We start from the raw sequence: 13,718 nt of genomic DNA, 5'->3' as shown, positions 1-13,718 counted from the left end.
CATTACCTCGGAGGCCCGGCTCGATGCCGGGCCTTCTTTTTATTTGCTCCAACTGCGCTGGAGGCCACTCGGCCGCTGCGCTGCAAACACTAGATGTAAAAACCAACCGATAAGAGCCCGTGGGAGAGTGGCGCACCTGCTGCTGCGCCTCCCTCTCAGGTCCAAACTGCCTCGAGTGCGATGAGGGTGAACTATGGCTAAGGCCGCTGATGTCGTTGTGCAATGCCTGGAAAACGAAGGTGTCGAGTATGTATTCGGCATTCCCGGTGAGGAGAACCTCGACCTACTGGAATCCCTGCGCAAGTCGAAGATTAAGCTGGTATTGACCCGTCACGAGCAGTCCGCGGGCTTCATGGCCGCCACCTATGGTCGCCTGACCGGCAAGACCGGCGTCAGCCTGTCGACCCTCGGCCCTGGCGCGACCAACTTGGTGACCGCCAGCGCCTACGCCTATCTCGGCGGCATGCCGATGATGATGATTACCGGCCAGAAGCCGATCAAGAAGTCCAAGCAGGGCCGCTTCCAGATCATCGATGTGTGCGGCATGATGGACCCCATCACCAAGTACACCCACCAGTTCGCCTCGGCCGACAACATCCCGGCACGCATGCGCGAAGCCTTCCGTCTGGCTGAAGAAGAGAAACCGGGCGCCGTGCACCTGGAACTGCCGGAAGACATCGCCGCCGAGCAGACCGACAGCTTGCCAATTCCACCGAGCCTGCACCGCCGTCCGCTGGCCGAGCACGTGGCCATCGAAGCTGCCATCGAGAAACTGCGCACCGCACGCAGCCCTATCCTGGTAATCGGTGCCGGCGCCAACCGCAAGATGACCGCCAAGGTCCTCAAGCAACTGGTCGATAAGACCGGTATCCCGTTCGTCACCACCCAGCTGGGCAAGGGTGTGGTTGACGAGCGCAGCCCGCGCTTCCTGGGTAATGCTGCGCTGTCGTCCGGTGATTTCGTGCACCGTGCAATCGAAGCGGCCGACCTGATCGTCAACATCGGCCACGATGTGATCGAGAAGCCGCCGTTCTTCATGCTCCGTGGCGGCACTGAAGTCATCCATATCAACTTCCGTTCTGCCGAAGTCGACGCCGTGTACTTCCCGCAGATCGAAGTGATCGGTGACATCGCCAACGCCGTCTGGCAGATCGCTGAAGGTCTGGGCGACACCTCGCACTGGGACTTCACCCGTCTCATGGCGATTCGTGAAGCCAACGAAGCCCAGATCGCCGAAGGCGCCGACGATGACCGCTTCCCGGTCTATCCTCAGCGCCTGGTGGCCGACATCCGTCGCGTGCTGCCGTCCGAAGGCATCGTCGCTCTAGACAACGGCATCTACAAGATCTGGTTCGCCCGTAACTACAAGGCGCACAAGCCCAACACCGTGCTGCTCGACAACGCCCTGGCGACCATGGGCGCCGGCCTGCCGTCAGCCATGGCCGCCCATTTGGTGTACGCGGATCGCCCGGTGATTTCGGTGTGTGGCGACGGTGGCTTCATGATGAACAGCCAGGAATTGGAAACCGCGGTTCGCCTGAACATGCACATTACCGTGGTAATCCTGCGTGACGACGGCTACGGCATGATCCGCTGGAAGCAGGCGAACATGGGCTTCACCGATTTCGGTCTGGACTACGGTAATCCGGACTTCGTCAGATACGCCGAAGCCTATGGTGCCCATGGACACAGGGTGGAAAGCGCGGATGCATTGCTGCCACTGTTGGATCATTGTATTGCCAACCCCGGCGTTCACGTCATTGACTGCCCGGTCGACTACAGCGAGAACGACCGCATCCTGAACAGTGAACTGCGCGAGCGAGCGCTGGCGGTGTAATCAGTGGCAGAAACGGCGCTACTGCTGACAGTACTCTGTTGAGGCTTGCGGAACTTGAACCTCCTCACACAGAAAGTGGCGAGGAGGCTCCTTGAGCAACGCCAAGAATGATCTCAGCGCGGCTTTGATGACTTGAGACGGTTGATGCTGGCTGCGTAGGCCCTCATAAAGCAACCCGGTGACCAACCCTTTGAAGACGGCTATCGAAGTGTGAAGGTCCAGAGTCTGCGGCAATTCACCTTGAATAATCGCATGCCTAAGCACCTGATGAATGTACTGCAGGAATCGATTACTCGCTTGCTCCATGCGGCTATGGATCAGACCCGATTCGTCCACCCCCTGATAAATCAAGATTTCCGAGAACTGCTTTGACTGGGGGCTGTTAACAGCATCAAGCATGGCGGTCACCACTGCTTCCCAGGAGAGTTCGATCCCGTCGTCGGCGGAGAACTCCAATTCAAGTGGATGCTGCCGCGATGTCAGCACCGCCTGAAGTACTTCTTGCTTCCCATTGAAATGCCAATAAACGGCGCCACGAGTGACGCCTGCCTTTCGGGCTATTTGGTCCAGCGTAGCGTCTGGAACTCCTTGGGCAGCGAACACCTCGACAGCCGCGTCGATGATGCGCTGTCGTGTCTCCTCAGCCTCGGCTACCGTCTTCCTGGCCATTTTAACTAGGGCGCTTTCTTTGACGCGCGACCGATGGCGCGCTCTATATTCTGCTTGCTCAATAGCAGAGCTTTTTTGATGGTGTCGGACTGCTTGCTCGCTCTGGAACTCGGCATTACGACTGCGAGGGAGTAATAGCCAAGGTAGGTATCCAAAAGCGTTGCGAATGAGCAAACGCCATCGATATGTTCATCCAGATCGCTTGCCACCCCACTCGCCCTGACTTCACTCAGCTGTTTGATCAGCGCCTGTCGTTCGAGCGTGTTTGGGGTGAACACTGGAAGTTGATCACTGAGTGCTGCTGGGAGTGACTCCTCAGGCAGCGCTGCCAAAAGGACCTTACCTGCGGCGGTCGCAGCGGCGGGCACATTGATGCCAATCGGGAACACCACACGCAGCTCTCGTTCTGACACGATGCGATCCAGCACGTAGATTTTATCGCCGGCTAGAGAAGCCAGGCAGACCGACTCTTCAAGCTCCTCCGCCAATGAGCGTAAGTACGGCTTTACCAACGAAAGAATGTCTGATTGTGCCTGGTTGATGAGCTGGCCAAGCGCCGGCCCAAGGCGGAAGCCTCCGCTAGGGCCCAATGCCTCAACCAAAAACTCTTCTTCCAGGGCGTTGATGATTCTCTGGACGGTAGAGCGCGGCAGCCCGACCAACTGCGCGATAGCCGCCAAACTCAAGCCATTCGGATGACTGCCAAGGGCTCGCATTATCGAAGCAGCTCTGGCGATGACTTGAATACCCCCCGCCTTTCCACCGATTTCGTCTGATTGGTTCATATCTCTCCTCAGCGTGCACCGCTGCAGCATCTGTTATGGCCGCCACTTTAGAGCTCCGTGCCTCGCCTAGCCAGTCACACGTTCCAAACACCCATCTCACCAAAGTTCGACCGATGGTCGTTACTGCTTGCTTGCGCTCATCGTACCGCATAATGATACACTTGCCCACATTGTGATTCAGCAATTACAAGTCCCCGCCATAGGGGGCGCAGAGATGGAGCAAATCGGTGAGACAGATACGATCCTCGCGTGCATTACATGCAATTCCTCTAACGGCGCTGATGCTGGTGACCGCCTGTGGTGAAAAAGACCACGTCGCCTCAGCTCCGCCCCCCCCCTGACGTGGGCGTATACACCGTCCGCTCACAATCTCTGACCCTAACAACCGACCTGCCCGGCCGGACCTCGGCCTACCGGGTAGCGGAAGTGCGCCCACAAGTATCGGGGATCCTTCAAAAGCGGTCCTTTGTTGAGGGGACTGAGGTCAAGCTGGGTCAGCAGCTCTATCAAATTGACCCGCGTACCTATGAGGCGCAATTGCGTCGGGCCGAAGCTAATCGAACTACTGCGCAGAACCTGGCGCGACGATATGAAACGTTGTTGAAAACCAAGGCTGTGAGCAAGCAGCAGTACGACGATGCCCTTGCCGCATGGAAACAGGCGGAGGCCGACTATCAGGTCGCTCGTATCGACGTTCAGTACACCCGTGTGCTTTCGCCGATCTCAGGCCGCATCGGACGGTCGACAGTTACCGAGGGTGCACTCGTTACTAACGGTCAAGCACAGTCGCTCGCCACTGTTACTCAGCTGGACCCGATCTATGTTGACGTCACTCAGCCGATCACGAAGCTGCTGGGCCTGCAACAGGCATTGGAGTCAGGGCGACTTCAGAAGACAGGTGAGAACCAGGCCGAAGTCAGCCTGACCCTGGATGACGGTAGTGCTTACCCAATCCCGGGCACCCTTAAGTTTTCTGAGGTCAGCGTTGATCCGACCACAGGTTCAGTAACCCTTCGCGCCGAATTCCCGAATCCTAATCGCAAGTTGCTTCCAGGCATGTTTGTTCACGCCCTCCTGAAGGAAGGTGTGCAGCAGGCGGCGATCCTGGTTCCACAACAAGCCATCAGCCGCGATACGCGTGGCGTGCCAAGTGTCTGGGTGGTGAAGGCCGACAACACTGTTGAGGCCCGCGAGGTCCAGACCCTACGAACTGTGGGCAACGCCTGGCTGATCAGCAAAGGCGTATCCGAGGGAGAGCGAATCGTGACCGAAGGTGTTCAACGTGTCCGCAGCGGCATCGCCGTCAATGCGGTAGAAGCCAAAAATGTGGATTTGGTAGCTGACTTCGCCGCTACCACTGAAGCCTCGGCTAACTGAGGGGGCGCCGTAAATGTCTCGCTTCTTTATCGACCGGCCGATCTTCGCTTGGGTTCTCGCTATCGTGGCAATGCTCGCCGGCGCGCTCTCGCTGGCCAAGATGCCGATTAGCCAATATCCAAACATCGCGGCCCCTGCCGTTTCGATCCAGGTCAGCTACCCAGGTGCTTCTGCACAAACCGTCCAGGACACGGTGGTCCAGGTCATTGAGCAACAGCTCAGTGGTCTTGATGGGTTCCGATATATGTCGGCTGAGAGCGCCTCTGACGGCAGCATGACCATCATCGTGACCTTTGAACAGGGGACCGATCCGGACATCGCTCAAGTTCAGGTGCAGAACAAGCTGCAACTGGCGACACCTCGTTTGCCGGAGGAAGTTCAGCGTCAGGGGCTTCGCGTAGTGAAGTACCAGATGAATTTCTTCTTGGTCATGAGCTTGGTGGATCGCTCGGGGAAGCTCGATAACTTCGACCTGGGCAACCTGATCGCTTCACAGCTTCAGGATCCCATTTCGCGCATTCCAGGCGTCGGTGATTTCCAGCTGTTTGGCTCGCCTTACGCAATGCGTATCTGGCTAGATCCAGGCAAGCTCAACAGCTATCAGCTGACACCTACTGATGTAGCCAATGCTATCCGGGAACAGAACGTCCAAGTGTCCTCTGGCCAGTTGGGTGGACTACCAACTCGCTCAGGCGTCCAGCTGAATGCCACCGTTCTCGGCAAGACGCGCATGACAACGCCTAGCCAGTTCGATGAGATCTTGGTCAAGGTGAACGCGGACGGCTCACAGGTACGAGTGAAGGATGTCGGACGTGCCGAACTGGGGGCTGACAGCTTCGCCATTTCCGCGAAATACAAGGACTCCCCAACCGCAAGCCTGGCGCTGCGTTTGTCCACCGGTGGCAACCTGCTGGAGACCGTAGAAGCTGTCAAGAAGCTGATGGAGGAGCAGAAGGCCTATCTGCCAGATGGCGTGGAGGTCGTTTATCCCTACGATACAACACCTGTCGTTGATGCCTCGATTGAGTCGGTAGTACACACTATTTTTGAGGCGGTGGTACTGGTCTTCCTGGTTATGTATCTGTTCCTACAGAGCTTCAGGGCCACACTGATCCCCACCCTGGCAGTTCCCGTGGTGCTGCTCGCCACATTCGCACTTCTGCCCTATTTCGGCCTCAGTATCAACGTACTCACCATGTACGCCATGGTGCTCGCCATCGGCTTGCTGGTCGATGATGCGATCGTCGTGGTCGAGAACGTTGAGCGGCTCATGCACGACGAAGGGTTGACGCCACTTGAGGCTACCCGTAAGTCAATGGACCAGATTTCCGGGGCCTTGGTGGGTATCGGCATGGTGCTGTCGGCTGTGTTCGTACCGATGGCTTTCTTTGGTGGATCCGCTGGCATCATCTATCAACAGTTCGCGATCACCATCGTGGTCTGCATGGGACTGTCGATCTTTGTCGCGCTTGTGTTCACTCCAGCACTTTGCGTGACCATCCTCAAAGCTCCGGAAGGCGTTTCCCACCACGAGAAAAAGGGCTTCTTCGGCTGGTTCAACCGCATCTTCGACCGCGGCACTCTGCGATTCGAGCGAGGCGTCGGTGCAATGCTGAAGGGGCGCGGTAGATACCTGCTTGCGTTCTTGCTGATCACTGGAGGAACCGGCTATCTGTTCACCCAGATCCCGAAGGCATTCCTGCCCAACGAAGATCAGGGCTTGATGATGATCGAAGTGCGTACGCCGGCAAATGCTTCAGCGGAGCGCACCGAGGGTGTGCTTCAAGAGGTGCGAGACTACTTGAGCAATGATGAAGGTGCGTTGGTTGAGCACTTCCTGACGGTGAATGGTTTCAACTTTGCTGGTCGTGGTCAGAACTCGGGGCTGGTACTGATTACCCTTAAGGATTGGAAGGAGCGTCACGGCGCTGGGCAAGACGTATTCAGCATCGCGCAACGGGCTAATCAGCATTTTGCCAAGATCAAAGATGCCAGCGTCATGGCGTTCGTGCCCCCTGCCATTCTGGAAATGGGGAACGCGATGGGCTTCAACTTGTACCTACAGGACAACCTAGGTCTTGGTCATGAAGCATTGATGGCAGCTCGAAACCAGTTCCTGCAACTGGCAAGCGAAAACCCCAAACTCCAAGCAGTGCGTCCAAACGGTAAGGACGACGAGCCGCAATTCCAGGTGAACATTGATGACGAAAAGGCCCGTGCGCTGCAGGTAAGCATCGCGTCTATCAACGAAACGATGTCGGCAGCCTGGGGCTCGATGTATGTCAACGACTTCATCGACCGCGGTCGGGTCAAACGGGTGTACGTACAGGGCGAAGACATCTCGCGAATCTCTCCAGAAGACTTCGATAAATGGTACGTGCGCAATAGCCTTGGCCAGATGGTTCCGTTCTCGGCGTTTGCAACCGGTGAGTGGGCGAACGGCTCACCGAAGCTGGAGCGCTACGGTGGCATTTCTTCCCTGAACATCCTCGGCGAGCCAGCCCCTGGATACAGCACTGGTGACGCGATGATTGCCATCGCTGAAATCATGCAAAAGCTGCCTGCTGGCATCGGCCTGAGCTACACCGGTCTCTCTTATGAAGAAATACAGACTGGCGACCAGGCACCGTTGCTCTACGCATTGACTGTGCTGATCGTATTCCTGTGCCTGGCCGCACTGTATGAAAGCTGGTCGGTACCGGTCTCGGTGATCATGGTTGTTCCTCTGGGTATTTTGGGCGCCGTGCTGGCAACGCTTTGGCGCGACCTGACGGCGGATGTGTACTTCCAGGTGGGCTTGATGACGACAGTTGGCCTGTCCGCCAAGAACGCCATCCTAATCGTGGAGTTCGCAAAGAGCTGTATGAAAAGGAAGGTTATCCGATCGTCAAAGCTGCGATAGAGGCCGCCAAGCTGCGTTTGCGTCCGATTTTGATGACCTCGCTGGCATTCACATTCGGTGTGCTGCCGATGGCCATTGCATCGGGCGCAGGCGCTGGGAGCCAGCACTCCATTGCTACGGGCGTCGTCGGAGGCATGATCACAGCAACCGTGCTGGCCGTCTTCTTTGTTCCGCTGTTCTACGTGGTAGTTGTCAAGCTTTTCGAGGGGCTCATGAAACGAAAGCCAAAAGCGGTCAAGGAGGTGACTCATGAAGTTTAAGTCGCTCCCCGTCTTTGCATTGCTGATGCTCAGCGGATGCAGCTTGATGCCCGACTACCAGCAGCCAGCCGCCCCCGTGCAGGCGCAATGGCCAACGGGCGAGGCCTACGGCGGGCAGGGAGACCAGCGTAGTATCGCGGCGGCTCTCCCCGAGGCAAAAAATTTCTTCAAAGATCCAGCGCTGGTCCGCCTCCTCAATGCGGCGTTGGAGAACAACAGAGATCTTCGAATCGCTGCCAAAAATGTTGAATCCTACAGAGCGCTTTACCGTATCCAACGAGCGGAGCGGTTTCCCACACTTGATGGCGAAGCATCTGGAAATCGAACCCGCTTGCCTGATGATTTGTCCCCCACCGGCGATTCTCGGATCGATAGCCAGTACCAAGTCGGCCTGGTGACTGCCTACGAGTTGGACTTATTTGGCCGAATCCGAAGCTTGTCCAGCCAAGCGCTTGAAAAGTATCTGGCTACTGAGGAGGCGCAACGCAGCGTTCAGATCGCACTGATAGGCGATGTGGCAACCACTTATTTTCTGTGGCGAACCGACCAAGCACTTTTGGAGCTGACCGAAGCGACGCTGACCAGCTATGTCGAAAGCCTGGCAATGATCGAGTCCAGTGCAGCGGCGGGTACTTCGTCGGAGCTGGATGTTCGACAGGCGAGGACGCTGGTTAACCAAGCCCAAGCACAGCAGGCTTTGTACACCCGGCGTATCGCGCAGGATGTAAACGCACTGCAATTGTTGCTGGGCTGCAAGATTCCAACTGATTTGCCACAAAACTTGCCACTGGCCATGAGTGCCATAGGGAAGGTTCCAGCAGGGCTACCAGCAGATCTGCTACTAAACAGACCGGACATCCGTTCTGCCGAGCATCAGCTTATCGCCGCTAATGCAAACATCGGGGCGGCTCGTGCGGCATTTTTTCCACGCATAAGCCTGACAGCGTCAGCGGGCTCAGCCAGCAGCGATCTGGACGGACTATTCAACGGCGGATCTGAAAGCTGGAGCTTCGCTCCACAAATCAGTGTGCCGATCTTCAATGCAGGAAAGCTGCGAGCCAATCTCGATTACGCTGAAATTCAGAAGGATGTGGGCGTTGCGACTTATGAAAAGAGTATCCAAACGGCTTTCCGGGAGGTAGCCGACGGCCTCGCTGCGAGGGGAACTTATGGCAAGCAGCTTCGTGCTCAGAACGAATTGGTTGATAACTACAAATCGTATTTTGGCTTAGCGCAGCAGCGATACGACCAGGGCATTGATAGCTACTTGACAGTACTGGATGCCCAACGCGAACTGTTCGCCTCACAACAGAAGCTATTGAATGATCAGCTCGATCAAATCAACAGTGAAGTCCAGCTTTACAAAGCCCTTGGGGGCGGCTGGAGCGTAAGCCAGAACTGAGAATCTGGGGCAGCGCCTTACAGAAGTGCTGCCCTACTTTTCAAGAGAATGCTTGAATAAATTCTTCGACCTAAAGTGGCGAGCCAACGCCAATTTTAAATCGGGAGCAATAGCAATGTCGTTGACATCAGCAAGCGCGATAGAGGTTCGCTTTGATAAGCGTCCTGACGATGATGTTCTTTTAGCCATAGACGAGCTGGTCAACGTGCTCCGCACCGAGCCGGGGTGCATGAGCTACTCGATAATCGCGCTAAACAAATACTTCAGCTCGATGATTATTAGCGGCTTCTGGACCAACGAAAAGGATATGATTGATCATTTTTCAAATTCGAGTTTCGCAGCGTTGATAGCGTGCTTGACATCCAGCTGCCGAAGCATCTGCTTCAGATCATTATTTATGGATAGTGAAATACGGAGCCAACATGCAGAGCCCTGAAAAAATCTTGCTGAATGCAGACTTACATAGTTTAATCACTTTCTTGGTGGTGTACCAAGAGAAAGGAGTGACACGAGCATCCCAACGCTTGGGGGTAAAACAGCCAGCCATCAGCAATACCATAGCCAAGCTTCGCAAACGATTTGGCGATGAGCTCTTTTTGGGTAAGCGGCCTTGGATACCAACAGAGCGCGCTGACCAGCTCGCTACTGCTCTAGGACCTGCATTCCACACTTTGCAGGAGGCACTCGCCAGCGTGGATAAAGAGAGCGCTCAGTAAGTTAAGTGCAATATTTAAACCGCCTTCCCCCAGGCGGCTTCACCCTATTCCAAATCGAAGACGTAAAAAAACTATGGCCTAACGGCCATAGTAAAGGGAGGTTATTTATACCATCCAAGGAGCCAAAATTAAGGCCACTACGCGCTCATCTGAGAAGCAACGACTTAAAGAATTTTGGTAAAAAAGCCGCTTGCGGGCAAGCGGCAACACCAAAGGGCAATGAAGGACACTCGCTTGGTACAAGGAAGGGTACCGCGCCTCACTTCATCGAGATGTACAGTAATGGAAAACCTCCAACCGGTGAAATCAAACATAATAATAGTCACTATCGATAGACTTCTTCGCTCAACACCACCCTGCTTGTTCAACTACAATTTATCATAGGACTACACTATTAGCAGACGCTGAACAAAGCTCATTTATCCCCCTCTCCGCTTGATCGTCATGGAAGGTGATTCTCCGAATCGCTGCTTGTAATCAGAGGAAAATCGACCGAGATGGGTAAAGCCCCATTTCAATGCGGTGGACGAAACTTGAACGTGAGCATGCTGCGGGGTCTCGAGCTCTACACGAACGCGCCGCAGGCGAATCTCCTTCAAGAATTGCATCGGTGACAGTCCGCGGAAGCGTTGAAAACTCAGCTGAACTGTTCGAGCAGTCACGCCAGCGTGCCTTGCAATCTGCGAGATCGTGAGGGGCTCTTGAGCATGCTCTTCCATGAACTCCTCAATCATCCGTACAACCGCGGGGACTACTTTCTTTTCGGCCGAATCCCGCAGCGCCTGGCTGTGATTACTTTCATGGAACTCGAGCAAAGAAGAGGCCAGCACCTCACCAATTAGGCTTTGTAGATGCGATGAATGTAATGACTTGGACGACAGCTGGCTGTAAGCCCACCCCAGTGTCTGCAGCCAATTCTGGCCAGCGAAGGTATCCATTGGCAACTGAGGCTGAAAGGAAATGTCCTGCTTGATACTCCTCCCCAGCTGACGTTGAAGCATGGTTTCCAGCAGCGTTCGATCAATACGGACGAGCAGCTTGTCAGTGCCAGGGAAATGATTGAAGAAGGAGTGCCGGTGGTAGTTGAAAACGGTGGCATGCCCCGGGTTGCAGTTGAGGCGTAACTGATCACTGATCACGTGTTCATGGCCAGTGAGGACCGACTGGACCAGCACGATATTATCCAGCTTCCCTGGATGGATAGCGACCTCTCCCCCAAAGGACATTCTGGCAACCCCAGCCTCGCCAGCCGACCGATGAAAAAATTGAGCCTTGAACTCGGTTCCCTTTTTTTCAAGCCGGTTCTTGCAAAACATCCGCTCACCGCACAGCACTGCCTCCTCAAGATTCGACGACTCGCAGACGCTGAAATCCGCGAGAACCTGATCAGATGGTACGAATGGGGCGACGTTGGGCCAGGCCATAGAGAGCCCTCAAAAAGGCAATGAGTTATACGAGCAACCTAGCAACAAAAGGGAACTGAGAACAACGTCATGGCGACGATCTGTATCGTCGCCCTGCTCCGCCATTAGCTGTGCACGATGTAGTAGTTCAGGAAGCCGCTGGCATCGGTTTTGATGTCTTCAAGGGCTTCGTTGAGCTGGTCCAGTGTGTAGGGTCGAGGTGCCCACTGATTGGTGTCGAGCAATCCCGTTCTGATCAACGCCATCAGCTCCTGGGCTTCTGCGGTGGTGAACCACAGGGAGCCGATGTACTGAAGCTGTGTACACATGAACGGGTGAGGATCGATAGGAATAGGTCCGCTGACACCGCCGATCTGTACGATCTTTCCTCCCGACGTAACGGCGTTCATGGCCGAAACAGAAAGCTCCGCCGGAGCCTTCGCGCCAAGCGTATCAACGACTGCATCAACTCCGCACGTAGCCATTTCACGAATGCTTGAATGCAAGTCGGTACTCGTGATTTGCAGCGTGCGAATGCGCTTTGGGGCCAGTTGGCGGAGCCGTTCGAGTGCAGTCCCATCTCGTGCTGCCACGATGATATCCGTCACGCCCATCGCTACTGCGGCCAGTGTCGCACCGATACCCAAGGTTCCAGAAGCCCCCAGTACCAGCAAGCTCTGACCTGGCGTGAGTTCGAGCTTTTTCAACGCAGAGTAAGCAGTGCCTAGGTATCCAAGGCGTGTGGCTAGCTCGAATGACAAGTCGTCAGGCAAAGTGATCAGGTTACGCGCAGGTGCTCGGAGAAATTGGGCGTACCCGGCATGGCGATACTCGCGGAATACCTCTTTCGAAGACGGGCTGAATCCGAAATAGCCCATGAAGGTATAGCTAGCGCACCGCGTCGGAAGTCCGACCAGGCACTGTTTGCATGTACCGCAACTCAGTCCAGGATTGACGTAGACCCGGTCGCCTTCCTTGAAATCTTTCACAGAGCGACCAACCGATACCACGGTGCCAGCGGCGTCCAAACCGAACACAGCAGGCAGCTCAGGCAGCGGTAGAAACGGGTACCACTCCGGGAAATTTGTGACGACGTTGCGCAGATTGGGGATAACAGCGCAGGCGGCAGTTTTGATCAGGACGTCATGCTCTCCAACATCAGGAAGAGGAATTTCGTCCACGGTAAATTTGCCACCAACTTCGTGGAGGCGAGCGGCCAACATCGTACCTGGCATGAAGCAAACCCTCTTTTTTTCGTTGTCAGGGCTGTGGGGCTCTTGGGAGCCGTTAAGGTGTGACCGGCGCATCCGAGGCCACAGCTCTAATTATCCGCTCGACTTCAAACGTAGCTATCCAGGCCCAGTAGCCGCTATACAGATAACGAAATTAATTGGCATCACTCGGTGCGGGTTGAGGTGATGCAGCCAGATTTTGGGCCAACTGACGCAGCCAGCGATTAGCCGGGTCAGCATCATCCCTCGGATGCCAAGCCATCACGAGTTGGAAAGGCTCGCTTTTAAACGGCAACTCAAACGTCTCGATGGCTTCGTGCTGGGACTGAATAAGCATGCGAGGCATCGTACAGACCAAGTCCGTCGACATCAGGACCCCTGGGACCATCCCAGCGGTCGGCACGGTAAGGTTGATCCTTCGGCTCATGCCGGCGGAGCGCAAATACTCATCCATGTAACCCCTGAAGCTCTCCCGTTCTGGCGATACGACAAGATGATTGAGTTCACAGTACCCATCCAGGGTAAGAGGCTCGCGTCCACGAGGGTGATCTTTGCGCTGCGCCATGACGAACTCATCGTTCCCCAGTGCTGTGAGTTTTACCCCCTGCGGAACGCCGCGGCTTGAGTCGATCAGCAGATCGAAAAAACCCTCCTCCATTTGCCGTCCTATGAGTCCAGGATCAACGGCATTGAGAGACACCTGAATCTGCGTGCCTGCGTGCTTGGTGATTGAGGCGATCAACGGCTCGCAGATGGTGCTCAAGGCTGTATCACAGGCGGCTATCCGGAAGACCCTCTTGTCGTTCAAAGGATCGAATCCCAACTCACATTGAATGACTGAACCGAGAGTCTTCAATGCCGAGCGAAGAGGTCCCCGCAACGCCAAGGCCCGGGCAGTAGGGGTCATGCTCCGGCCTTTTTGTATAGGGACCAACAGCGGATCGTCCATGAGCTCGCGCAAGCGTGACAGCTGTGCAGACATTGCTGGCTGGCTGATATGAAGCCGTGTAGCTGCCCTGGTCACGTTCAGCTCAGCCAGTAACGTGTCAAGCGAAACCAAGAGATTGAGGTCGATACGCGATAGGTCCATGACCAATCCATCCTGATGATAGGTCGCATAACGATAAACAATTTC

Annotated in this window: 9 protein-coding genes and 2 pseudogenes; 6 read left to right on the top strand and 5 right to left on the bottom strand. The window is 55.5% G+C overall.

Annotated elements, in window-relative coordinates; translation table 11 throughout:
* Positions 1-193: 193 nt before the first annotated feature.
* Positions 194-1,837 (top strand): acetolactate synthase large subunit, encoded by a 1,644-nt coding sequence (locus AB5975_17960; protein XDR18515.1) that lies wholly within the window; start codon positions 194-196, stop codon positions 1,835-1,837.
* 18 nt (positions 1,838-1,855) lie between these two features.
* Here the strand turns inward: AB5975_17960 and AB5975_17955 are convergent, their stop codons facing one another.
* On the bottom strand, positions 1,856-2,506 hold the full coding sequence (locus AB5975_17955; protein XDR18514.1) for a TetR family transcriptional regulator: 651 nt from the start codon (positions 2,504-2,506) through the stop codon (positions 1,856-1,858).
* Positions 2,507-2,511: 5 nt separating this feature from the next.
* Complete coding sequence (gene srpS, locus AB5975_17950) at positions 2,512-3,291, bottom strand: solvent efflux transporter transcriptional repressor SrpS (GenBank protein ID XDR18513.1); 780 nt, start codon at positions 3,289-3,291, stop codon at positions 2,512-2,514.
* A 227-nt stretch (positions 3,292-3,518) separates the two neighbouring features.
* On the opposite strand from srpS, the pseudogene srpA reads away from it, so the two are divergent.
* From srpA to AB5975_17925, 5 genes and pseudogenes are all read left to right on the top strand, one after another.
* Positions 3,519-4,668 (top strand): annotated as a pseudogene (srpA, locus tag AB5975_17945) (solvent efflux RND transporter periplasmic adaptor subunit SrpA).
* A 13-nt stretch (positions 4,669-4,681) separates the two neighbouring features.
* A pseudogene (gene srpB, locus AB5975_17940) lies at positions 4,682-7,830 on the top strand (solvent efflux RND transporter permease subunit SrpB).
* Positions 7,820-9,232 (top strand): solvent efflux RND transporter outer membrane subunit SrpC, encoded by a 1,413-nt coding sequence (srpC, locus tag AB5975_17935; protein ID XDR18512.1) that lies wholly within the window; start codon positions 7,820-7,822, stop codon positions 9,230-9,232. The pseudogene srpB and the gene srpC overlap by 11 nt, the downstream one beginning before the upstream one ends.
* 52 nt (positions 9,233-9,284) lie before the next feature.
* A complete protein-coding gene (locus AB5975_17930; protein ID XDR18511.1) occupies positions 9,285-9,668 on the top strand; it encodes an antibiotic biosynthesis monooxygenase in 384 nt (127 codons plus the stop codon).
* The gene (locus AB5975_17925) at positions 9,655-9,948 is read left to right on the top strand and encodes a LysR family transcriptional regulator (GenBank protein XDR18510.1); all 294 of its coding nucleotides are present in this window, start codon (positions 9,655-9,657) and stop codon (positions 9,946-9,948) included. Before AB5975_17930 ends, AB5975_17925 begins: the two co-directional genes overlap by 14 nt.
* A 419-nt stretch (positions 9,949-10,367) precedes the next feature.
* On the opposite strand, the gene AB5975_17920 is transcribed toward AB5975_17925, so the two are convergent.
* From AB5975_17920 to AB5975_17910, 3 genes are all read right to left on the bottom strand, one after another.
* Positions 10,368-11,372: an AraC family transcriptional regulator gene (locus tag AB5975_17920; GenBank protein ID XDR18509.1), complete on the bottom strand. Its 1,005-nt coding sequence runs from the start codon at positions 11,370-11,372 to the stop codon at positions 10,368-10,370.
* A gap of 104 nt (positions 11,373-11,476) precedes the next feature.
* On the bottom strand, positions 11,477-12,586 hold the full coding sequence (locus AB5975_17915) for an alcohol dehydrogenase catalytic domain-containing protein (GenBank protein XDR18508.1): 1,110 nt from the start codon (positions 12,584-12,586) through the stop codon (positions 11,477-11,479).
* 151 nt (positions 12,587-12,737) lie between these two features.
* Positions 12,738-13,673 (bottom strand): LysR family transcriptional regulator, encoded by a 936-nt coding sequence (locus tag AB5975_17910; protein ID XDR18507.1) that lies wholly within the window; start codon positions 13,671-13,673, stop codon positions 12,738-12,740.
* Positions 13,674-13,718: the final 45 nt, after the last annotated feature.

The sequence above is a fragment of the Pseudomonas putida genome, from assembly GCA_041071465.1.
Taxonomy (GTDB): domain Bacteria; phylum Pseudomonadota; class Gammaproteobacteria; order Pseudomonadales; family Pseudomonadaceae; genus Aquipseudomonas; species Aquipseudomonas putida_P.
This window is presented reverse-complemented; position numbering and strand designations above follow the sequence as displayed.

What these genes read in the sequence shown, in the direction of transcription:
- AB5975_17960 (XDR18515.1), top strand. Translation starts at nt 194, where the DNA reads ATGGCTAAGGCCGCTGATGTCGTTGTGCAATGCCTGGAAAACGAAGGT.
- AB5975_17955 (XDR18514.1), bottom strand. Translation starts at nt 2,506, where the DNA reads ATGGCCAGGAAGACGGTAGCCGAGGCTGAGGAGACACGACAGCGCATC.
- srpS (XDR18513.1), bottom strand. Translation starts at nt 3,291, where the DNA reads ATGAACCAATCAGACGAAATCGGTGGAAAGGCGGGGGGTATTCAAGTC.
- srpC (XDR18512.1), top strand. Translation starts at nt 7,820, where the DNA reads ATGAAGTTTAAGTCGCTCCCCGTCTTTGCATTGCTGATGCTCAGCGGA.
- AB5975_17925 (XDR18510.1), top strand. Translation starts at nt 9,655, where the DNA reads ATGCAGAGCCCTGAAAAAATCTTGCTGAATGCAGACTTACATAGTTTA.
- AB5975_17920 (XDR18509.1), bottom strand. Translation starts at nt 11,372, where the DNA reads ATGGCCTGGCCCAACGTCGCCCCATTCGTACCATCTGATCAGGTTCTC.
- AB5975_17915 (XDR18508.1), bottom strand. Translation starts at nt 12,586, where the DNA reads ATGCCAGGTACGATGTTGGCCGCTCGCCTCCACGAAGTTGGTGGCAAA.
- AB5975_17910 (XDR18507.1), bottom strand. Translation starts at nt 13,673, where the DNA reads ATGGACCTATCGCGTATCGACCTCAATCTCTTGGTTTCGCTTGACACG.